The sequence below is a fragment of the Novosphingobium sp. PhB55 genome, from assembly GCF_004368805.1.
Lineage (GTDB): Bacteria > Pseudomonadota > Alphaproteobacteria > Sphingomonadales > Sphingomonadaceae > Novosphingobium.
In genome coordinates, this window is the sequence record NZ_SODQ01000003.1 from 514688 (window position 1) to 535233 (window position 20546).

Sequence of the window (20546 nt, forward strand, 5' to 3'; positions counted from 1 at the left end):
ACCCTCCGGCCGGGGTTTTCTGCGTCTGGAGAGACGGCCCGTCAGGCCCTCAATGCGTCAGCCCGCGCCGCAAGTGATAGCGGCCGTTGTCGAAGTCATCGAAGATCTGCGAGAGCGAGGGGTGGTCCACCGGGCCGCCATCGGAATCCGTGATCAGGTTCTGCTGGCTGACATAGGCGACGTAGCTGGAATCCTCGTTCTCGGCGAGCAGGTGGTAATACGGCTGATCGCGTCGCGGACGGACGTTCAGGGGAATGGACTCGTACCATTCATCGCTGTTGGCGAAGACGGGATCGATATCGAAAACCACACCCCTGAAGTCGTGGTTCCGGTGGCGAACGACATCCCCGATCGCGAATCGCGCACGCGTTTCACGCGGTGCGTCGATGACGCGGCCCGCTGTCGGAGAAAAAAATGACGCCTTGTTCATAGGAGAAATATAGGTTTCCTGCGGCCTGCCCACAAGCAAGCCTTGTGGACAATCCCCATTTTTTGAAAACAGGGGCTTGGCAAGTCCGATAAGCCGGGCTATCGGCGCGCTTCCTGACCCGGCGGCTCTGTCCGCTGCATCGCATCTCTAGCGGAGAGGTGGCAGAGTGGTCGAATGCGCTGCACTCGAAATGCAGTGTACGGGAAACCGTACCGTGGGTTCGAATCCCACCCTCTCCGCCACTTACCTATCCAGATCAGCCCAAAACAGTCCCGCAAGGGGCTGATTTCCTGCGTTCTGTCGGCTATACCCTGTCCCAATCGGTCCCGTTTTGTTCCTTCCCTGCAAGGGGTATCGTGGGGTACAAGCGGGGGTATGGCTGAAAGGAGGGGGTACGATACCCCGAGGCGCATGCTGACAGACAAGGAAGCGAAAAACGCCGAGCCGCGCGAGAAGGCTTATAAGCTATCCGATGCGGGCGGTCTCTATCTCTACGTGGCCAAGACCGGTCTGAAGTCCTGGCGGATGAAGTTTCGCCTTCACGGGCAGGAAAAGCTGCTCACCTTCGGACCCTATCCCGACGTCAAGCTGAGCGAGGCGCGCGCGAAACGCGACGAGGCGCGCCAGCGCATCCGCAACGGAGAGGATCCGTCCGGCGCGCGCAAGCGTGCGCAGGAGGCGAAAGAGCAGGCCCGGTTCGAGGAAGCCCAGGCGCTCAGCTTCGAAACCATCGCCCGCGGCTGGCACGATCTGCAGAAGGATCGCTGGACGCCCGTCCACCAGGCCGACGTGATCACCAGCCTCGAGCGGGACGTGTTCCCCCACATCGGGAAGCTGCCCCTGGTCGGCATTGATTCGCCGACCGTCCTCAAGATGCTCCGCAAGGTGGAGGCCCGCGGCTCGATCGAGACGGCGCGGCGCCTGCGCCAGCGAGTGTCGGCAGTGTTCGTCTACGCTATCGGCGAGGGCATCGCGAAGGATGACCCCGCCGCCGTGGTGCTCAAGGCGCTCCAGCCGATGCGGAAGAAGGGCAGGCAGCCCGCGATCACCGATCCGGCCGAGGCACGGAAGGTGCTGGTGGCTGCCGAGGACAGCGGCGCGTCGCCGGTGACCAAGTTCGCCTCGCGGCTCCTCGCGCTCACACAGGCCCGCCCGGGCATGGTCCGGGCGGCGGAGTGGACCGAATTCGAGGGTGTGGACTGGACGGGGGATGCCTTCGGGCCGTTCCAGCCGATCTGGCGCATTCCCGCGGCGCGAATGAAGCTGATCCTCGATCTGAAGGACGAGGAGAGCTTTGAGCACGTCGTGCCGCTCTGCTGGCAGGCCGTCGACGTACTGCGCGCGGTGCGCCGGCTCAGCGGGCGCGGGCGGCTGGTATTTCCCGGCCAGCGGCACAGCCATCGCCCAATCAGCGAGAACGCAATCGGCTACCTCTACAACCGCGTGGGCTTCTTCGGGCGCCATGTGCCGCACGGCTGGCGCTCGTCTTTCTCCACCACGATGAACGCCCTGGCGGTGAAGCGCGGCCGGACGGAAGATCCGGCGATCGTCGAGCTGATGCTGGCCCACGTTCCGGAGAATAAGGTGAAGGCAGCCTATGACCGCGCGGGCCACATGGAGCGCCGGCGCGAACTGTCCCAGGAGTGGGCCGACCTGCTCATGAAGGGCATGTGCCCGGCCAACGATCTCCTGGAGGGCCGCCGACGGAATTGAGCCAGCCCCTTTCCAAAACGGAACAAATGTGGAACACATGCGGACGTCTTGGGACGATTCGGGACTGTTTTACATGATCATTGAGGAAATCAGCGCTGCCGCCGTCATTCCGTTCGGCACATGGTTGGTGGCCCAGCAGGGCCGGGGTGGCTTCATCGGCGGCTTGGCCGACGCTGCGGCTGAAGACCGGACGTTCCCGCGCGCCGGCGACGTCGAGGACGCGCGGAAATGGCTTCAGCGCCGGATGGCGAGCGGCGATGACTGGGAAGCGCTCGAGGATGCCGAACTGGACTATCTCTCGCTATGAGCGCGGCTGTCCACGCCTACCCTCGCGAGGGGTTTCTGCTCAACTCGGGACAATGTCGGGAGCCGAGCGAGGATCGGCTATCGCTCTGCCTGCGTCCGAAGGGGCATGAAGGTGGTCACGAGATGGTGTGTTGGGAAGGATTTCGCGTGCGGGCGCCCTGGGGGCGCGGAGAGACTATCCCTTTCCGAGGTTTCGTTGGCTGAAACTAAAAGAGGCCGCCCCCCGCAAAAGGGGCGACCTCGAAACGGTGTGGCCGGGGGAGGGTCCGCCACCGTGGCACCATCGCGAGATGCACCGGGATAATACCCCGAAAGGGGTAGTTGTTCCAGATCGTTGGAATGGTACCGTCCCTTAGCCGCGGCAGCACGGAAGGTCGTGCCCGTCTTGAGAACCGCTTAGGCGGTCGGGTCAGGTAGTGAAGAGCCCTATCTGATAGCCGGTATCAAGCCCGGCCCGCGGCTACTCCTCCGCCGGTGGGCACTTAACGCCCGGCATCCCCACCCTTTCGAAGTATCGGCATACGCGAGAACCTGAATCGCTGATCGACTTCCCCCAAGCGCGGTCGGCCGACTGGTAGTTTGCCGCAGCGGTCGGATTACCCGGGTCGAGCGCGGCCGGCGGGATCTTCGGGCGGGGTGCGGTGAGAGCCGCCACGTCCGCCGCCCGGGGGAATGCCGGATCGGGACAGGTCTTGCACCCGGCTGCAAGCAGGGCGAGCGAGAGGGCGGCGAGACGTATCATCGGCAGTGCTCCTGATATTCGGGCATCTTCGCCAGCTCGGCGGGCGTGTAATCCTCGCGCGCGATGGCGCAGTTGAGCGCGAGGCCCTGCGGCGCCGTCGTCGCGCGAGCTTCGGGCGGCTTGGCCGATTCGGTGGCGGCGGCCTGCGATATGACGGTGTCTCGTTGGTCCCGGAGGCGCTGGTTCTGGAAGGCGTCTGCGACAGCCTCCTCTGCCGACTGCTCGCGGCCAGCCGCGCCGGCTGCCTCCCGCGCCTGATCGTGCTGCTCGATCGCCGCCGCGTTGTCGAAGTGGTTCCAGATCAGGAACCCAGCCAACAGCACCACGGAACCGATGAGGATCCACGCTTCGGGTGGGAGGCCTCTGACTTTGCCCAAGGCGGCCTTCGCCAGCGCGATCATGTCTGGCCCTCCACCGGCACGGGCGTGTCCGGCCCGTTGACTACCTGCACCGGCTGGGGCTCGCCGATCGGCGTGGACTGCGACAGCTGGTCGGTCAGCTTTTCGCGCTCCCGGCTGCCGGACAGGGTGACCAGAGCCGAAAGCACGTCCGCCAGCTTCACCAGCGCGCCGCCGACGATCGCGGACTGCACGCTTTCAGCCCAGTCCGGCATGTGCCGGGCGAAGGCCAATGAGGCGATGATGGCGAGGATGATGGCGATGATCCCCCCGCCGATCAGCATGAGGACGAGGCGGTCCCCGTCGCGGTCGCACTTCGTCGTCATGCCATCGCCGCCGCGAGCTTGGTGTGATAGCCGCCTGCCGCATAGGCTGGGCCGTTGTATCCCTTCGCAAACGCGCGGCAGGTTTCCGGATCCGTGCTCAGGGTGCGCAAGGCGCCAGACAGCCCGAAGACCTCGATGTAGCGGGCCAGCAGCTCGTAATGCGCCGCCTCGCTTTCAACCGTCGAGAAGGCCAGCTCGTAGGGGCCAAGGAAGCCAAATTCCTTCCACCACTTCCCCAGCACCTGGAACTTTCCCCAGGAGCACGAGGAGAAGGCCGCATCAGGATCCTTTCCGCAGGCCAGCCCGAGCTTATCCCAGCTGTCCTCGCTGTAACCGCCCGCGCTCAGATTGCTGAACGACGCGACCGACCACTTGCCGCCGGTCTGCCGGTGGAACAGGTGCCGCTCGAACAAGATCTTGGGACGACCGTTTCTGTCGTACCCGCCACCCGAGCTTTCGACCTGGGCGACGGCCTCGAGCTGCTTCACGGTGCAACCCAGCCGCGCGGCGAAGGCGGCGATCTCTCCGGCCGTGACGGCTGGGGCGTGGGCGTTCGTGAAGCGCGATCGCAGCGCCTCGCGGCTGATAGGGCCGAAAATGCCATCGGCAGTGACGCCGAGGACGCGCTGTAGGGAACGGGGGTCCATGTTCAATCCTCCTTGAGGCCCAGCCGGGCCCGGTCTGCCTTGGTGTTTTCGGAAAGCATGCGCTGCGCCTTGGCGCGCTCGCGGCCGATCTTCTCGGCGTCGTCGGCCAAGTTGCTGATAACCCATCTCACGGCGGTGAATGCGGCGCCGGAGAGCGCCTTGATCGCTTTCACGCCGCCGAACGCGATGGTGAAGGCCGCGATGGCCGCGCCCAGCGGGTCGAGGTGCATCTTGATGACGGCCGCCATGGCGAAGAGCGCGCCGGCGCCGCCGATCAGAAGCGAGGTGACCATGGCCCGCCGTATCTCGCGGAACGGCTTTCCCTGTTCGTGCATCACGCCAGCGATCGCGAGCCAGCCGGTCACCATGCCGAACGCGATGCTGCCGATTATTGGGTCCAGTGCTCCGATGGGAGCCATGACGAGGGCGGGGGCGTACTTCGCAACTGCATCTGCCCGCATGCTCACCCCGCTGTTGCAACCGTGACGAAGCTCACCGCCACGAACCAGGTGGCCGCCGCGCCGGCCATGAACCATCGCCCGCGAGCAAAGGCGACGGCTGAGAGCCACGAGGCGATGCCAGCCATGGTCCAGGCGCCGGCCATGACCGCGCGGAAGATGATGCTCTGCATGTCGAAGCCCGGCAGGCGGTTGGTGAAGGGGATCACCAGTCCGGCCACGAAGCTGAAGCAGAGGAAACAGAGGAGGGCGCCGCCGGCGAGCAACAGCACCTTGAGGGGCACGGTCACAGGCTCGCGGAGGCCGATGTGCCACAGAGTGGCCATTTCCCGTAGCTTGCGGGCGAGGGGCACCGCGCCGAGCGGTGCCCCCACGAATGCCCACCAGCGCATGACGTCTGCCCAGTAGTCGGGCGCGCTGAGCGTGGCCAACGGCCTAACCGGCGGCCTGGTCGGCTTGGGCGTCGACCAACGCCTGAATGCGCGCGATCTCGCCGTTGATGAGATTGCGGCCGCCCGTAAGGACGCTGATAATATTCGCCGCCTGCTGATATGCCGTGCTGGCCGGGGAAAGGTCGGCGATGAGGGCCTCCAGATCCTCGGCGAGGGTAGCAACCTTGCCCGACTTGAGGGCAGCGGCCACGGCTTGCGAGCCTTCGAGGGATTTGATGTCGCGCTGGCGCTGGAGGTCGGCAATCTGGGCGTCGATTTCGGAAACAGTCGGATCGGCCATGGTCAGGCTCCTTGGGGCGGCAGTGGCATGGGAACTGGCGGCGCGATCGGAGCGTGATCCGCTTCCACGCCGTCCAGCTCGTCGAGGGTGTCCGCGACGTTGATGCGCATGGTCTGGCCAGTGAGGTTCACGAACAGCCCGGCGCGGATGCCGTTGGGATCGCCGATCACTTCGCGGCGGCCTTCGATGCGGGACCGGGCAAAGATCATGCGGCCCTGTTGGAGAGCCGTGGCCGCTTCCTCACCTTCACCGAGGGTGACGGCCTCCACGATCTTGACCTCGATCGGATTGATGATCCCGGCTGCGTCGAGCACGGTTTTCTTCACGCAGCCGTACTGGTCGGAAAGCTGGTCGATCGCAGGGCCAGCGCCCATGTCGTAGATGATGGCACTCGGGTTGATGCCATCGCAGGGACGCATGACAGCGATAATGCAGCCAGCAGGGATCTCCAGCCGCTCGCCCGCGGCTGTCTTCAAGTGAAGCATAAATTTTCCTTCGGAGATTGTGTTGGGGGAGGCGCGGATTAACGTTCCGGCAAGCCGTCATCTTTAAATTGAAAGCTTAGTGACTTGCTTGGCGCTTTCGCTATTTACCGGCTCGCAAAATTGAGAGGGGCAAATGATCAAGTTCATTCTGGTAGTGGCCGTTTACCACACGCTGGGCGGCAACGCGGTTGTCGAGCACACCGAGATCCTGGACGATAAGGCGGCTTGCATTACCGCAGGCAAGGATTACGTCGTGCAAGCCAAAGCCAAGTATGCTGATGCAGATTACACCTGCTACCGCCGTAAGGTCCGCTAAGGCTTCGGCTACCAACCGGTCACATCGAGTATGAGCCAATCCGACCCCGTCTGCGTAGGCGGGTTTGTCGGTGGAGGGTTGGTGCTTGGGTTGTACTCCTGAGCATCGGTAGAGATCTGAGCGATCTTAACGCCGCCAGAAATTGCCTGCGTAGCCGAAACCGTGGTGACCACCAGCACCGAACTGCCCCCAGGCCCTGGCCCTTGGTTGTATGTAAAGCCGCTTCTCATAGGCGCATAAGCGAACTTCTGCGCGGAGCTGCCGATAGCATAGTTCCCGAGACCCGGTTCCATGAGCACGCCTGCTACCCGCATCGGCCGATATCCAAGGGAGAACGTGACCTCGCTGGCCGCGTTCATTAGCTCCATGCCCATATTGAGCGGGGGCGGGTTAGTATCGAACAGGTAATATTCGAATGTTCCGCTGTTTCCAGAAGAAAAAACCCTCCAGGCCCACGTCGTTCCATTAAAGCTATATCGATACCAAGCCACCGGAAGCGTGGGGTTGTAGATGGCCAGCAATGGACTTTTGCAGTTGTTGAAGGTCAGGTCGACATATTTTAATCCCTGATTGCCTCCGGCGTTTAACGTCGCCTCTGCAGTCCCCTTCGTTATCAAATGAAGGTTCTTGAACGTCTGATCAATCTGCCGCTTTCCAGTGACGGGATTGTCGAAGAATACCTGAGCCTCGGCCATTACTGGGTGTAAACTCCATAAAGCACGATGGTCTCAAATCGCCACGTCGAATAGATTTGCTGCCAATCCCAGCTCAGAGTTGTCCCAGAGACCCGTATCCTTGGGGTGATGTTGATACCCCCGGGCCCGACCATTCCTCTGAGCGGATACCACCATGGGGTCCCCAGCGATAAGTTCGCATCGACGAACGAACCGGTCTGAGGGTTTTGCGGGATCGTGAATTGCCCAAGGTACCGGCTGACAATCCAGTCGGTGCTGAATATGAGATTGCCGCCGCCATCCCAGCCTTCGACGCCGACGCCCATCACCAAATACCCCAGCGGCCGCGCAGAACCCCGTTGGAATCATAAACGCGCCAGTTGCCACCGCTGTATTCGGTTCGCATTCCTCCACCGGGCTTCAAGATTGCGAAGTTGTCGGCATTGACCACGAAGCTGCCGGCGTTGCCGTTATTGTTCAGCGCCCAGCCCGTCATGTACCCGTTGACGTCGACGGTGACGCCAGCCTTGCCGAGAAGCGCGGTGACATTCCCGTTGATCGTCGTGATCGCCGTCTGCTGGCTCGTGATCGTCACGCCCTGGGTGCTGACGGTGGTGGATAGGGAGGCGTATTGGGTGGTCAGGGTGGAGAGAGCCTGGAAGCTCTGGATGACGCTCGCCTCATTGCTGTACGGCGTCCACTGGCTTCCGATCTCCAGCTTCATTTGGCGGAATCCGCACGTCGTTCCGGCAAGCACGTTGCAGACAAAGCGGCACCGAATTGTCGCTACGTCAGAGGGTATCGTGAAGGTGATTGCAATTTGGCTTCGGCGGCCGGTTGTCGTGTCGAAATCGAAGGGGCCGGTTAGCGTCGACTGGGGGCCATCATAAACCAGAGTGCCGCTGGAATTGTAGCCGACGACGTCGACGTATCCGGTGCTTGCTCCACCGAAGAGGATCGGATCGCACGAAAGGGTGTAAGTGCCGCCGGCAGCGACAGCTACAGGCCCAAGGTGGAAGGCTTGCGTACCTGTGGCTGTGACTTGCGCATATCGCCCCCATCTGGCGCTGTTTACCAACGTGAAGTTCCCGGCGTTGGCCACGCCGCTATTGAAGCCGTCCTCAAGTCCCCCGTTCGGCAGCAGGTTCACCCCACCAGCGCTGACACGGGTCGTTAGCGTGGCGACGTTGGATTGCAGTGTGGTGATAGCCATCGCCTGCGTCGCGATGGCAGACCCTTGGGTCGAAACCGTCGTGCTCAGGCTGGCGTACTGTGTGTTTAGGGTCGCGAGCGCCGTGAAAGACTGCACGATAGAGGCGTTCGCGGTGAATGGAGTCCACTGGCTGCCGCGCTCCAGCTTCACAAGGCGGAACGAAATCGTCTTGCCCGCCCCGAGCGATGTCACCTGCCCTCGGCATCTAACACGTAAGGTTGCGGTGTTAGCTGGAACGATGCCGGTGTTGGCAAGCTGGCCTCGTTGAGCGTTGCTATCGTCAAACCCGAATACGCCGCTCTTGCTGTTAAGATTGCTGCTGCCAATCTGAGCGCCGGACGCATCGAGGAAGAGAATGTCGACGCGAGCATTCCCGTCCAATGCACCAGATCTTGCATCAGCTGAAACTACAATCGCTGCCCCAGCACCCGGGATCGATCCCGAAATATCCTGATAAGCCGCCCGGTTCGTCGTTCCAGCGGAGAAGTCCATAAACAGGAGCGTGCCATAGGTGCTGTCGCCCGTAGCGACCGTGTTGTCTGGCAAGACCCAGCCCGCAGAGCCGTTTTCGAAGCCGCCGTTCGGCAACAGATTGACGTTTCCGCTGGCGGTAACCGACGTGGTCAAATTGGCGATCTGCCCTGCCTGTGTCGAAGAGGCGGTCTGAAGCTGCGTAATCGACGAGCCTTGCGCGGACACCGTAGAGCTCAGGCTGGCATAGTTGCCCTGAAGTGTAGTGATCGCCGTCGAGTTCTGGCTGATCGTGGAGCCTTGGGTAGACACCGTCTGAGACAGGGACGAAACGCTTCCCTGCAGGTTCGTGATTGCGGTGGCGTTGCTGCTGATCGAGCCTCCGTGTGTGGAGACCGTCTGCTGCAACGTCGAGATCTGTCCGGCCTGCCCGCTAGCCGTCTGCTGGAGGCTGGTGATGCTGGCGCCTTGCGAGGACACGGTACCGGAGACTGTCGAGATTGCCGTGGCGTTTGCGATAATGTCGCCTTGCGCGGCCTGGATCTCCGCGCCTTGAGCCAGAATGTCATCCTGCGCTTGGGTGAGCGCCGTTTCGGTCGCTGCTGCGTCGGCCTGAAGGCCCGCAATGGTCTGCTGCGCGGCGGCGATGTTGATCTCGGCTTGGGCGATGTCCTCGTCGAGCTGGGCAAGCGCTTCATCTTGATCCTGAAGCTGGCCTTCGATGATCGTGATCTTGCCGACGCCGGTGACCACCTGCTCGAAGATCGTGGTGTCGCCGTCGATCGTGCCGACACGGTAGCTGATCCGCACATCGTAGGCGGTCTGGCTTTCCAGGGGCGCGATGACGTGCCGGACGGTGTCCACCGCCGAGAGAATGGCCGAGTTGGTCCAACCATCGCCAGCACTCTCGCCGGTGGTGTGCAGGCGGTAGTCGATCACGATGGCGTCGGCCGACGGCATTTCGCTGTCGCCAGCAACCAGCAGCGCGGGGAAGCCTTCGCCGGACGTCGTCCCCGAAACGCTCCATTCCGTCGCGACAGGCGCCGGAGGCTTCAGGTCGGGCGCGGCAAGCGTGAAAGGATCCGGCGGCGTGGTGGATTCGCCGAGCGCATAGGCATGCTTCGAATAGGTCTCGGTTTCGACCGCGAAGGAGACCTTGCCGGTGGACGGATCGATCGCGCGGCGCGTGATCATCACCGGCTGGTTGACCAAGCCCTCTTCCGGGACGTTGAGGTAGACGACGTCCCCGGTCTTGAGGCCGATCCACTCCGGCCCGGTCGTGAAGGTCCACGGCCCGGCCTCGCGGCTGTTGACGATCTCGTAGGCAGCGAGCTGGCCCGGCTGCTTCGCCTCTTCGCCAGAGAAGACCTGCACCAGCGGGAAGTCGATTTCCTTGCTGCGCTTGCCCTTGTCGGCGGTGATGTACTGCGCCACCGAAACGGCGGTGCCGGTGATCACCGACCAGTCGCTGTTTTCGTCTACGTACCGGGGAAGGACGGTGTTTATCCGTTCCCGGCGGCTCTTCGTCGCGGCGAGCGAGAGGCCATCGTGTAGATGCCGGCTCTCGATCGTCGCGATGGCGGTGCGAGGCATGTTGACCAGGCAGCCGACCATGGCCGCAGTTTGCGTGGGGCGGGCGCCGCCAGCCTGAAGGATCCGCTTCAGCGTGTCCCACTTGCTGTCCGTGGTCCATTCGACGCCCCCGACCTTCCAGCCGTTGGCATCGCAGACATTCGCGCACTCGACGAACTCAGCCATCCGGATCGTTTCGACCGGCGCGCCGATGCCGCAGGTGCGGTTTCCGTTCTGCCAGCGCCCCAGCGCCCAGGTGAGCGCGTGGAGGCCCGGATTGTCCGACCAGACGTATGTCGATTCCTGAAGCGCGCGGCAGGCGCCGGAGCCGCCGGGGTAGGTGCTGTCGAGGCGGGGATCATAGACCTTGACCCACTTGCCGATCCAGGCGGGTTCGGGCGCGCCGGCGCCGTACATCTCGCCCTGCTTGTTGTAGCGCAGGCACCACATGGCATGCGTGATGCCGGACAGCTTGTGCGCCGTGGTCCAGCCGGGCGCGGTACCGCCGCCAAGCGACAGGTTAAGCGCGGTCGCCATCGGCCCACCGAGGTGGACCTTCTGGGCCATGTAGTCGCGGAATTCGCCAACCGCGTTCCCGCTGGCATCGAAGGCCACGACCTCGCCGTCAGCCGTGAACTTCTCGATGCTGTCGATCTGCCCGCCGATGCTCAGCAGCGCGCCGAACCAGAGCAGGTCGTTGAACTTGGTGTAACCGGGGCGGGTGTTGGTCCCAGCGAAGAAGCGCAAGCCCGACATGCGGGTGCGGCCCATCGCGTAGGGCAGGCCGCTATCCGGATTGGTGACGAACTTCGTGGCCGTTCCCTGGGCGGAAACGCCGGGCGCCGTCGCAGCAGCGGCAGCCGTTAGCGCGGCTGAAGCAAGGCCGCCATAGGCCCCGATTGCGCCAAGGGTTGCAGCAGAGACACCGGCGACACCGCCCGCACTAGCTGCCGTGGTTGCAGTCGCCGCCACGGCGGGGGCTGCAGCACCCGCCGTCATCGCTACCAGCGCGACGGCCGCCACAACTATGCCGGCGGTCTTGAGCATTTTCGCCATTACAGAACGCTCCAGGCACGCAGGATCGAGGCGGCATGCGGCGCGGCCGTGACCAGGCCGGGGTGATCCTCGTGGAAGGCAAAGACGTTGCCGGATCCAGCGTACAGCGCGATCGTGCCGACCGGGCTGTCTCCCTCCACTTCAGCGACGTCCCCGAGCAGCATGCGGGCGGGAGTGATCGGCATCAAGCCGAGGCCATCGGCCATTTCTGCGAGGCTCGAATAACCGAGGCGGCCCAGCGCCTTTGCAGCGCCGAGCGCCGTTCGGTACCGGCCGGCCTTGCTGATCGCGATCTTGTAGCCAAGCTGCCTGAGGTGGAAGGCAGCGATGCGAGCGCAATCGACTTGGCCCCACTGGAACGGCTGGTCGCGGAATTTGGCCATAGTCGCTTCGATCGCGGCGTGCCGGCGCTCAAGCGGCATCATGCGAACGCTACACTCGCAGTCGCGGGAGACCAGAGCGATCCGCCCTTGGCAGTGTTGCTGCCCTTCGGTGGTTTGACGCCCCAGTACAGATTGACGTCGGTTGCCGTCATGAAGACCAGACCAAGCTCCCCGGGCCAGATGGATTGATGCCAGCCGTTCGAGGCGCGCTGGCCTTCTTCGACCTCAAACAGCCGCTCGAAGACGCTGACTGCGGTGTATTCCAGGGTGCGGAGCCCTGAAGCGTCGACCTCGATCTTCGGCACGTCGATCTCGCCGAGGAACAGGGTCTCGGGCTGCCCGATAGAAAGGCCGGTGACAGGATCGAGGGCGCCCGCGAGCAGGCGGATGACGCTGCCCTGCATCTCCGGGTGCGCGAGCGCAGCTGCGGCGCTCAGGTCAGGCGGGTTGAGCGTGATGGTGATCTCGGGGGCACTGTCCCCCATCTCCTCGCTCAGCTCGGATAGCGCTGCGATGGAACCGAAGGTCGCATCCAAGCCGGAGTAGCTCTCCCCTGCGACGACAACCGTTGCAGCGCCGTCGAGCAAGCGGAGATCATAGTCCGGAAGCTCGATGCGAACCGCGCCGAACATCCAGACCGACGGCTGAGCCAAGGCGTTTTTGAGGGTCGGATCCATGGTCAGGCGGCCTCTGCTACTGTGAAATTGAAGTCGGCCACGCGCTGGACGGCGATCTGCCAGCTCAACTCGTCGCCGGGGTTAACGAGGCCCTCGATCATCGGGCGTGCAATCTCAACGACGTCGCCCGCAGAGAGCGGGGTGCGGATCATCGGCCACATCGACACAGTCACCGCGCCCCCGGCAGACGCGACGGCATCTGCGGCGAACATGTGCATGTACCGGCGGCCCGCATGGATGATGGAAGCGAATTGCCCTTCCTTGATCGCGTATCCGGCGGTGAGGCCTGACAGCGGGAGGACGGTGCCGCTGGCAACCGCCGCCGCGAGCTTCGGCGCACCGGGATTGCCGGTGTCGAAATCGGGCTGAGGCCATTCCATCAAGAGCCGATCCTCGCGAGCGCGCAGCAGTCGCGAGTGGATCGCCATGGCCTCGTCCTTGGTCGGCTTGGGCGGGAGGGTCACTCGGAGACCAAAGCGAGCACCGGGGCGGTTTATCCGTTGCTCTGGGCCGCCCAGGAATGGGGTGAGTACCCCACCGAAGTCGCGAAGGTAGGGCGTGACCGAATTTGGAATGGCCGTGTCCGGCAGGCTGATGACGGCCAAGTTTACCTCCCGGGGATACGACGGCGCTGCGCGCGCGCGAGGTCGGTGCCTGCCGAGGCGCGGGCCTGCGCTCCGGCCGCCGAGGCGGCTGGAACTGCGACTTTTGCGGCTTGTTCGCGAACCACGACATCGAAGTAGGCGGAAGGAACGACCTGAACCTGTGCACCGCGCCCGCCCAGAAGCTGCGAGGTGTCGGCGTTGTTGTAGACCCGCTGCCCGCCAGAGAAGTTGACCAGCTCCGGCCCGCGCTCTCCAACGAGGGCGAGCCCGCGCGGAGCGTAGTTTGTCCCAGTGGCGAAGCCGGGGAGCTTGATCTGCGAAGCCCAGCTCTGGATTTGGCTGCCGAGGCCCGAGGAAAACGACGAGGCGCTGACGCCGTTGATCGAGCTTCCGCCACCGAATAGGCCGCCGAGTGCATTGGAGAGCGAGCCGACAATCGCCTTCTGCAGCTGGATCTTGACGAGATCGGCGATTATCTGCTGCGCCACGTTCTTGAATACGGCGCCCAGTTTCTGAGTACCTGTGATCGCGCCGGCGAGACCATCGGTCAGGCTGTCGAGCGCCGAGACCTGAATGTTCTCCATGGCCTCGTTCATATCAGCGACTGCGTTCGACAGGTCGAACTTGTAGCGCTGAAGCGGCGACATGTTCTGCTGGTCGAACCGCTGGCGCTCCGCGGCCTGCTGACTGGCGAGCAAAGCCCGCGCCCGGTCGGCATCGGCCTTGGCGATATCGCCAGAGGCAATCTGCTGTTCGAGCAAGTTGGTCTGGATCTGCTGCTGAAGCGTCAGCGCCTCGCCTTCCAGCTTCGCGCGTTCCTTCGTCGTGGTGGCGATGTCAGCCCATGACTGGAGCGTGTCCGCCTGCCGGCCGAGCATATCGTTCGCCTGGCGGGCCTGTTCCTCGGCGATCTCGCGGTTGAGCTTCGCCGTGTAGAGCGAGTTGTTGACTACGATGTCCCCGGTGGACGAATCCGTGCCGTACAGCCGCTCGATGTAGGCCATCTGGGCCTTCTTCTGCTCATCGGTGAACTTGTCGTTTGCCGCGATCTCGGCAAGGCGCTGCGCCTTCTCCGAAGCGAGCAGCTGGCGCGAGAGGTCAGCGCGCTCGTCGGCGTCCGTAGCAAGCGCCAGCTTGGCGTTGATCTCTTCAGTAGCGAGGCGGTCGAGTTCGCGGTCCTGATCCGCCGCCGTCGCCATCTTGGGGGCCTTCGGCGTCCGCTTCTTCTTTTCCTTGCTCGGGATTGCCGGGTTGACGTTGGGCCTGGGAGCCGCGGGCGGCTCAGGTGCGGCGGGCGGCTCACTGGGAAGTTTCCCGCCGGGGGCTTGAACCTTCGCCCCCTTGATGAGGCCGGCGCGCTCAAGCAGTTCGATAAGCAGCCCCAGGGGCGGGAACAGGCGGCCGATCGACTTGATGATAGTCCGCACCGAGTCCTCGACACTCGTGCCCATGATCGACCAAGCCGACTTCCAATCGCCGTTGATCGCTGCCTTCACTGCCGCCGTCGTCTTGATGATGACATCGAACAGCGCATTCACGAAGTCTATGGCTTCGCTGATCGCCTGGATGACGGCGGCTCCGCCGATCTCGATTAGCTGCCCGATGAGGTCGCCGAGAAACTGGACCACCGCGCTCTTCGACAGAGCTTCGAGCGCCTCGAAAAGCAAGCCGATGACCTGCACCGCCTGGTCGAACAGCACGGTCAGCTTAGGACCGATCGTGTCGACCGCGGTGCGGAACACCTTGCCCAGCGCCGCCACGGTCTGCTCGCGGAACAAAAGGAAAGCGGCGGTGAGCGCTGCGATCGGAACGGCCAGAGCGCCCAGTGGGGCCACCAGCGCGGCGAGGGCGGCGCGCAGTGCTGCCCAAGCCACAGTCAACGCGCCGGTCGCCGTGCCGGTGGAAGCCATCGACCCACCGATTGAACCCAGCGCGGCAAAGACCGTCGATCCCGCCGAAATGATTGTGCCCAGGGCTACCAGGAGCGGTCCGAGCGCGAGGGCGAACGCGCCGAGTGCGACGCCGACCTGCTGAACCTGCGGCGGCAGTGCGGCGAACCAATCGACGAGCCCGGCGAACTTGTCGACCATCTGGGTTACCAGGTCGACGATTCCCGTGTTGGCGATCGCTACCTTCAGTTTGGTGAAGGCGTTCGCCAGCGCCGTCTGCGCGGCCGTGTAGTCTTCCAGGCTCTTGGCGTCGGCGTCCGAGATGATCGCGGCGTTCCCGCCGAGTTCCTTCAGCGCCTTGCCGTTGTCCCGCAGGATCGGGATCAGCGCCGATCCCTCGTCCGCGATGCTCTCCATGTAGAAGACCATCTGCTGCTGCGGGATGTTCGCCTTGACCAGGCTGTCGTAATAGAGCTGCAAGGCCTGCGAGCCCGACAGATCCTTGAACATGTCGATCGTCACGCCAACCTTCGGCGCCACGTTCGTGAAGAAGTCGGCCAGCTCGCCGCCGCCGTTCGCCGCGAAGTCGCCCAGCTTTTCGCGGGTGTCCTTCAGGATGTCGCCGAACTTCTCGTAATCGACGCCGATCGTCTTGGCCGCCGCCGCGCCGCGCTGGAAGCCCTCGAACGTCTCGCCCGCGAGCTGCGCGGCGTTCTTGAGCCCGCGCGCGTCGTCCGCCAGCGCTACGAGCGCGGCGAATGGCGCGGTGAAGCTGAGCGTGAGCTTTTCGCCCACGCTCTTCATCTTCTGGCCCAGCTTGTTAAGATTGCTCGCGGTCTTCGCGATGCGCTTTTCGGCAACGCTGGCGCCCGCTTCGAGCCCCGCCGTCTCCATCGTCAGGTTTACGGCAAGGCGCGCGATCACATCACCCAGGGACATGCGATTTCTTCTCCTGGTTGAGCTTCATGGCGCGGAACATGGCGAGCACCTTGCCGGTACCGGCATTCCGCTTCTCTTCGGGGGTGAGCGCTGGTTCGAGCAGCTTATCGAGCGGCTTGAGCCGTTTGGTGCGGGCGAAGGCCTCTGCGTGCCAGCCGGTGGCGAGAGCCTGCGCGGCGGCGCCCTTCATCCGGGCGCCGACAATCATCAGGAAGTTGCGGGGCGTTACCCGCCAGAACGCTTCCGGGTCGAGCTGCGCTTCGCACCACTGCCGCCAGAGGTCCTCCCAGGTCGGAGGGCGGGCGGGGCGTTTCCCTCCGCGCCAGCCTTTGCCGGATCGGGCATGGACTGGTCGAGGGCGTTGGTCAGGGCCACGGTGACGCTATGGGTGTCCTCGCGCAGGATGTCGGACACGTCGGCCAGCGTCACACTGGGATGGCGGGCACGCATCGCGCCGAAGAGCATGGCGCGCAGCGCACCGAGGAAGCCCGCGCTGGCGTCAGCGGCGAGCGCGTGCATCGGTTTCCCGTAAGCGCCCTCCGCCTCGATCAGCGCATCCATGTCGAACACGAGGGTAAATGCCCGCTTGTCCTTCAAAACCAGCGGGACTTCGCCTTTCAGCAGGTTCGCCATTATGCGACCTCGTACTCTTCGACGTCGTCGACGGTGACGACCCGGAAGGTTGCGGTCGCTTCGGTGACGCCGTCGGCCGACAGCGTGCCGCGGCTGTAGCCGATGCAGCGGGCGGTGCCGGTGATCTGAGCAACGGGCTCGCCGTCTTCCGGAAGCACGCACTTGAACGGACGCGTGTCGCCCGCCTTGTTTGCCGCTTCCAGCATCTTGTCGGTATCGGAAAGCGGGCGGCTGTTGAGTGTCACCTCGAAGTCAGAATCCTCGTAGAAGCCGCTGAGGTATTCCCGGCGCCAGCCGGGCGACTTGAGGTGCGTCTTCTCGATCTGCTCGCGGTTGCCCTCGCTGGGGATGTCGAAGCCCGTAACCTGCTGGCATTCCTTCAAGACGAGGGGACTGCCATCGCCAAGGTGGAATTCGCCCATGTAGCCGGTCGAGGCGTCCTGCGTTTCGGCCATTTCTATTACTCCGGGACCTATACCGATCTATGCCAGACGAGCAGGTCCAAGCTCATCCGGTGAACGAAACCGGCCGCAGTATCCTCGCCGAGGTCCTGCGGACCTTCGGCCTTGGTGCGGCCAAACTTGACGCCGTCGATGGTGGTGGGGACGGCGAGAAGGGGAACGAGCGCATCCGACATGGCCTTAGCCTCGGCGTAGCTCTCGGCTTTGCAATCCGCCTGCACGCGGGTGTGACGCCCGCCGTTGTAGCCCTTGAGGTGCCCAGGGCGCGGATCGCTCACAACGATCAACTGGAGATAGGGAAGTGCCGTGCCTTGCGGTACTTTCCGACCCCAAACGACGCGTGGCGCTGCGCCGGACGCAAGGATGCGCTTGCGCATGGCGGTCTGCATATCGGCCATGATCAGGCCCTATTGCGCGCCGCGCGCTTGGCGATCCGGGCCTTCGCCTTCTCGATCTGCGTCGTCAGCTCTTCCCGGACGTCCTCGATCACGCGAGGACCTTCCTCGTCGGCGGTGGGCCGGGCATATGGGTGAGCGGGCATCTTTTCCGTGCCGAATTCCTGCCATGCTGGGTTGCCGCCTTCCTGCGATGCGGTGCTTGGGCCGGTGTTGACCGAGACGCCCGACGAGCGTTCGAAACGGGTGCGCGACTGGCGCTTGGCCTTCACGACTTGAGTTTTCATGCCCTTCGCCAACTCTTCGCTGTCCTTGGGCGCCCGGCGGGCCATGCCCTCGCGGACCGGCTCCATGACCTTCTTCGCGGTGCGCAACAGCACGGCGCGCGCCGTGGCCTTGGGCAATTCTTCGGCCAGAGCGCGCTCCAACTCGCGAAATCCGGTCAGCTTGAACTTGATCGTCACGACGTGGCCGCCGTCGCAGTGAATTCCAGCTCGCCGCGAGTGATCGGCAAGCCCGGTGCGGCGATGTCGAAGTTCAGCTCGCCGAGAACGATGCGGTCGCGGGCGCGCATGCTGCGGGTGTTTCCGTTGTCGAGCACCTGGATGGTGGCCGCCTGCTGGGATTGCATCTGCGCCGCCTCGCGGCGCTCCGATCCACGTCCCCAGAAGAACCGCGCCCATTCTTGGCTCACATCGGAGTAGGATGCGGGCACATCCTCGCCGTATTCGTCCTGGCCGGATGAACGCCGCTGCAGCGTCACCAGCTTGTCCCGGGGCCCGGCTGACATCAGGTGAACACCCGGAGGGGCGACAGCAGGGTTTCAACTGTCGTCGACATTGGAATAGGCGCGGACCCTGATCCAACGGCCGCTGTCTCGCGGTTGGCATACAGGTCACCTACCATCAGAAGGATGGCTGCCTGGATGGCAGGCGGTAGGTCGGCGTAGCCTGCTTTCCAACGGATGCGGACCGTTTCACCAGCCGCCCCGCGCCAAGCGGCGACAGGGAACGACGTCGGCCACGCCGGGCGCAGTACGCCGCCGGAAAGTTCATACTGGTCGCTGGCCAGTTCGACGCTGTCACCGAGCGCGTTGACGTATGCGACACTCTCAATATCGACAGCCGGTGGGTAAGGCAGCGTGATAGCACCGCAATTTCCGAAGGTCGGAAGTCGCATTTCCAGCGTCTGGATACCGATCGCACGCCCCAGCCAGCCATCTGGCCCGTCGATGTGGGCGGTGGCGGCCGCGATATACGTCGCGATCAGCGCGTCCTCGTCAGCGTGTAACACCCGAAGGTGAGCCTTCGCGTCCGGGACCGATACTACGGGTTCCGGTGGTGTGAGGACGAAAGCGCTCATAGATCAGGCCGCCTCGCGCTTTGCCTTGATGGCAGCGATGATGTCGGCCTTCTTGGTGGCTCCATCGAGATCAATCTGCTCGCGTTCCGCCACTGCTTTAAGTTCGTCCAGCTTCATGCTGTCGAGATCTTCGAGCTTGGCTGGCAGGAGCTGGCCGTCCGAGATTGCACCCATCTGGAGCAGGCCTGCGGCGTCTGCTTCGGATAGGTCGATCTCATCGCCGCGCGCGTAATCGTGGCCATTGTCGGTCATGGCGCGCAGGCAGCGAAATGTCTTGAGAGAGCTCATCATCATTCTCCGGAGATGGAGGGCCGCCTTTCGACGGCCCTCTGTTGGGATCAACCGGTCGGGAAAGCGCCGTCGACGAAGGCTTCCGGTCGGTACACGGTGAATGCCAGCCGCTCCTCGGAGAGCAGGGTGACCATGTTCTTGCGGAAGTTGTCGCTGTCTTCGGTCGACACGAGCACCTGGCTTTGCATGCGATCGAACAGCTGCGCGGCGCGGGCCCATGCGCCCACCGTGAACTCGCCCAAGGTCTGAGCGACAGTGGTCACGACGGGGCGCCCCCAGAGGGTAGGCGCCAGGCCGCCCTGCGGGTTGCCGATGATGTAGCGGCCCAGGGTATCCTTCAGCAGCTCGATCTCTGCCCAGTCCGTCGGGTGCAGCACATGGCCATCAGCCGAGTACTCTGCGAGCTCGACCTGCAGCAGAGCGAGGCGCAGAACGTCGATCTTGGTTGCATCCGCAATCGTGATCGGCGCGGCGTAGTCGGCCGCCTGGGGCTTGACGCCCAGCAGGTTCTGGCCGGTGCCGTTGCCCTTCAGCAGCTGTGTGTCTTCGACGATCGCAAGGCCGTAGCGCAGGCGATAGTCGATCATCGACCGGAGGGCAGGCGCGTCGGCCAGGATTTCCGCCGAGGCGAGCATCCAGTGCGCGATCTTGCGCACCGGAGCCTGCTTCAGATCGAACTTCAGGCTGGATTCCGGCTTGGCGGTGGTTTCCGCGGTCATACCGGCACCATTGGTGAAGCCCGTTTCCTGAACGTATTCGATCGAGCTCGAGCTGGTCTGGCCGGGTGCGACAAGACTGCGGATCGTCAGGCGTCGATCGGGCATCATCGCCATCGGCGACTGCACCCGCTCGGTGCGGACGAGGTCGCCCGCCGAGCCGTCTGCATCGGTGGTCAGCGACGTGATCGCCTTCACCTCGATCGCCACATTCCTGCCGGGCTGCGCGCCGTTGGGGAATGCCTGCTTGTACTCCTCGCTGTCGATGAACTGCTGGCCCGGGGAGGGCTGCTGCTCATTGCCGGATCCGCTGCGGTCGGCCTTCTGCTCCAGCTCAGTCATGGAAGCCTTGAGACCAGCGATCGCGGTCAGCGCTTCGTCGGCGCGTTCCTTCAGGCTGGTGGTGAGGGCTTCGCCGGCAGTCGCCTTCCCGAGGGCTTCCTCGGCAATCGCTTTCACCTCGTTGGTTGCCTTCTCGAAGGCGGCCTTCGTTTCGGCGGCGATCTCGGCGGTCGTGCGGCCCGGCGGGTGACCGGTGGGGTCACGCAGAAGCCTGCCGAGGCGGCGCTCGTTGATGGTGAGGCGGCCGATAAGGGACGCGCCCATGATCCCGCGGGCAAGGCCCACGAAAGCAATCCTGCTCATACTCGTTTCCT

27 protein-coding genes and 1 tRNA gene are annotated in these 20546 nt (G+C 64.0%); 4 read left to right on the forward strand and 24 right to left on the reverse strand.

The features are described from left to right. Window positions 1-49: 49 nt before the first annotated feature. Entirely contained in the window at window positions 50-430 is a 381-nt protein-coding gene (gene hspQ, locus EDF57_RS09965) for a heat shock protein HspQ (RefSeq protein ID WP_132268793.1), read from the reverse strand. 152 nt (window positions 431-582) lie between these two features. Between hspQ and EDF57_RS09970 the strand changes: the two genes are divergently transcribed. The 3 genes from EDF57_RS09970 (at window position 583) to EDF57_RS09980 (ending at window position 2450) form a co-directional block, all read left to right on the forward strand. After that, window positions 583-672, forward strand: a tRNA-Ser gene (locus EDF57_RS09970). 169 nt (window positions 673-841) lie between these two features. Next, a complete protein-coding gene (locus EDF57_RS09975; protein WP_134094053.1) occupies window positions 842-2143 on the forward strand; it encodes an integrase arm-type DNA-binding domain-containing protein in 1302 nt (433 codons plus the stop codon). Between the two features lie 73 nt (window positions 2144-2216). Next, a complete protein-coding gene (locus tag EDF57_RS09980; protein ID WP_134094054.1) occupies window positions 2217-2450 on the forward strand; it encodes a hypothetical protein in 234 nt (77 codons plus the stop codon). A 737-nt stretch (window positions 2451-3187) separates the two neighbouring features. Here the strand turns inward: EDF57_RS09980 and EDF57_RS09985 are convergent. Genes EDF57_RS09985 through EDF57_RS10015 form a run of 7 tightly spaced genes read right to left on the reverse strand, consistent with a single transcriptional unit; the run spans window position 3188 to window position 6228 of the window. Then, window positions 3188-3592 (reverse strand): hypothetical protein, encoded by a 405-nt coding sequence (locus EDF57_RS09985; protein ID WP_134094055.1) that lies wholly within the window; start codon window positions 3590-3592, stop codon window positions 3188-3190. Continuing rightward, a complete protein-coding gene (locus EDF57_RS09990; protein ID WP_134094056.1) occupies window positions 3589-3915 on the reverse strand; it encodes a hypothetical protein in 327 nt (108 codons plus the stop codon). Before EDF57_RS09990 ends, EDF57_RS09985 begins: the two co-directional genes overlap by 4 nt. Continuing rightward, window positions 3912-4562 carry an N-acetylmuramidase domain-containing protein gene (locus EDF57_RS09995; RefSeq protein ID WP_134094057.1) on the reverse strand — a complete coding sequence of 217 codons (651 nt, stop codon included), beginning with the start codon at window positions 4560-4562 and terminating at the stop codon, window positions 3912-3914. Before EDF57_RS09995 ends, EDF57_RS09990 begins: the two co-directional genes overlap by 4 nt. 2 nt (window positions 4563-4564) lie before the next feature. Beyond that, complete coding sequence (locus tag EDF57_RS10000) at window positions 4565-5023, reverse strand: hypothetical protein (protein ID WP_134094058.1); 459 nt, start codon at window positions 5021-5023, stop codon at window positions 4565-4567. Window positions 5024-5025: 2 nt separating this feature from the next. Further along, window positions 5026-5451, reverse strand: coding sequence for a hypothetical protein (locus EDF57_RS10005; protein ID WP_134094059.1), 426 nt, complete (start codon window positions 5449-5451; stop codon window positions 5026-5028). Window positions 5452-5455: 4 nt separating this feature from the next. After that, window positions 5456-5752 (reverse strand): hypothetical protein, encoded by a 297-nt coding sequence (locus EDF57_RS10010; RefSeq protein WP_134094060.1) that lies wholly within the window; start codon window positions 5750-5752, stop codon window positions 5456-5458. A gap of 2 nt (window positions 5753-5754) precedes the next feature. After that, on the reverse strand, window positions 5755-6228 hold the full coding sequence (locus tag EDF57_RS10015; protein WP_134094061.1) for a hypothetical protein: 474 nt from the start codon (window positions 6226-6228) through the stop codon (window positions 5755-5757). 142 nt (window positions 6229-6370) lie between these two features. On the opposite strand from EDF57_RS10015, the gene EDF57_RS10020 reads away from it, so the two are divergent. After that, window positions 6371-6553, forward strand: a complete 183-nt coding sequence (locus tag EDF57_RS10020) for a hypothetical protein (RefSeq protein WP_134094062.1) — start codon at window positions 6371-6373, stop codon at window positions 6551-6553. A gap of 8 nt (window positions 6554-6561) precedes the next feature. Here EDF57_RS10020 and EDF57_RS10025 read toward each other — a convergent pair whose 3' ends face one another. From EDF57_RS10025 to EDF57_RS10100, 16 genes are all read right to left on the reverse strand, one after another. Beyond that, window positions 6562-7248: a hypothetical protein gene (locus EDF57_RS10025; protein WP_134094063.1), complete on the reverse strand. Its 687-nt coding sequence runs from the start codon at window positions 7246-7248 to the stop codon at window positions 6562-6564. Then, the gene (locus EDF57_RS10030) at window positions 7248-7553 is read right to left on the reverse strand and encodes a hypothetical protein (RefSeq protein ID WP_134094064.1); all 306 of its coding nucleotides are present in this window, start codon (window positions 7551-7553) and stop codon (window positions 7248-7250) included. The genes EDF57_RS10025 and EDF57_RS10030 overlap by 1 nt, the downstream gene beginning before the upstream one ends. Beyond that, entirely contained in the window at window positions 7553-11539 is a 3987-nt protein-coding gene (locus tag EDF57_RS10035) for a phage tail protein (RefSeq protein WP_134094065.1), read from the reverse strand. The genes EDF57_RS10030 and EDF57_RS10035 overlap by 1 nt, the downstream gene beginning before the upstream one ends. Continuing rightward, entirely contained in the window at window positions 11539-11964 is a 426-nt protein-coding gene (locus EDF57_RS10040) for a hypothetical protein (protein WP_134094066.1), read from the reverse strand. Before EDF57_RS10040 ends, EDF57_RS10035 begins: the two co-directional genes overlap by 1 nt. Then, window positions 11961-12599 carry a hypothetical protein gene (locus tag EDF57_RS10045; protein WP_134094067.1) on the reverse strand — a complete coding sequence of 213 codons (639 nt, stop codon included), beginning with the start codon at window positions 12597-12599 and terminating at the stop codon, window positions 11961-11963. Before EDF57_RS10045 ends, EDF57_RS10040 begins: the two co-directional genes overlap by 4 nt. A gap of 2 nt (window positions 12600-12601) precedes the next feature. After that, window positions 12602-13204 (reverse strand): hypothetical protein, encoded by a 603-nt coding sequence (locus tag EDF57_RS10050; RefSeq protein ID WP_134094068.1) that lies wholly within the window; start codon window positions 13202-13204, stop codon window positions 12602-12604. 2 nt (window positions 13205-13206) lie between these two features. Then, window positions 13207-16032, reverse strand: coding sequence for a phage tail tape measure C-terminal domain-containing protein (locus tag EDF57_RS10055; RefSeq protein ID WP_134094069.1), 2826 nt, complete (start codon window positions 16030-16032; stop codon window positions 13207-13209). After that, window positions 16019-16240, reverse strand: coding sequence for a hypothetical protein (locus tag EDF57_RS10060; protein WP_134094070.1), 222 nt, complete (start codon window positions 16238-16240; stop codon window positions 16019-16021). The genes EDF57_RS10055 and EDF57_RS10060 overlap by 14 nt, the downstream gene beginning before the upstream one ends. Before the next feature lie 17 nt (window positions 16241-16257). Continuing rightward, complete coding sequence (locus tag EDF57_RS10065; RefSeq protein WP_134094071.1) at window positions 16258-16665, reverse strand: hypothetical protein; 408 nt, start codon at window positions 16663-16665, stop codon at window positions 16258-16260. Continuing rightward, window positions 16665-17120: a phage tail tube protein gene (locus EDF57_RS10070; RefSeq protein WP_134094072.1), complete on the reverse strand. Its 456-nt coding sequence runs from the start codon at window positions 17118-17120 to the stop codon at window positions 16665-16667. The genes EDF57_RS10065 and EDF57_RS10070 overlap by 1 nt, the downstream gene beginning before the upstream one ends. Before the next feature lie 17 nt (window positions 17121-17137). After that, on the reverse strand, window positions 17138-17524 hold the full coding sequence (locus EDF57_RS10075; protein WP_134094073.1) for a DUF3168 domain-containing protein: 387 nt from the start codon (window positions 17522-17524) through the stop codon (window positions 17138-17140). A 2-nt stretch (window positions 17525-17526) separates the two neighbouring features. Further along, window positions 17527-17985, reverse strand: coding sequence for an HK97-gp10 family putative phage morphogenesis protein (locus EDF57_RS10080; protein ID WP_134094074.1), 459 nt, complete (start codon window positions 17983-17985; stop codon window positions 17527-17529). Next, entirely contained in the window at window positions 17982-18284 is a 303-nt protein-coding gene (locus EDF57_RS10085) for a head-tail adaptor protein (protein ID WP_166675227.1), read from the reverse strand. Before EDF57_RS10085 ends, EDF57_RS10080 begins: the two co-directional genes overlap by 4 nt. Before the next feature lie 26 nt (window positions 18285-18310). Further along, window positions 18311-18883, reverse strand: coding sequence for a head-tail connector protein (locus EDF57_RS10090; RefSeq protein ID WP_134094076.1), 573 nt, complete (start codon window positions 18881-18883; stop codon window positions 18311-18313). Between the two features lie 3 nt (window positions 18884-18886). Then, complete coding sequence (locus EDF57_RS10095) at window positions 18887-19135, reverse strand: hypothetical protein (protein WP_134094077.1); 249 nt, start codon at window positions 19133-19135, stop codon at window positions 18887-18889. Between the two features lie 86 nt (window positions 19136-19221). Then, a complete protein-coding gene (locus EDF57_RS10100) occupies window positions 19222-20535 on the reverse strand; it encodes a phage major capsid protein (protein ID WP_208324829.1) in 1314 nt (437 codons plus the stop codon). Window positions 20536-20546 lie beyond the last annotated feature (11 nt).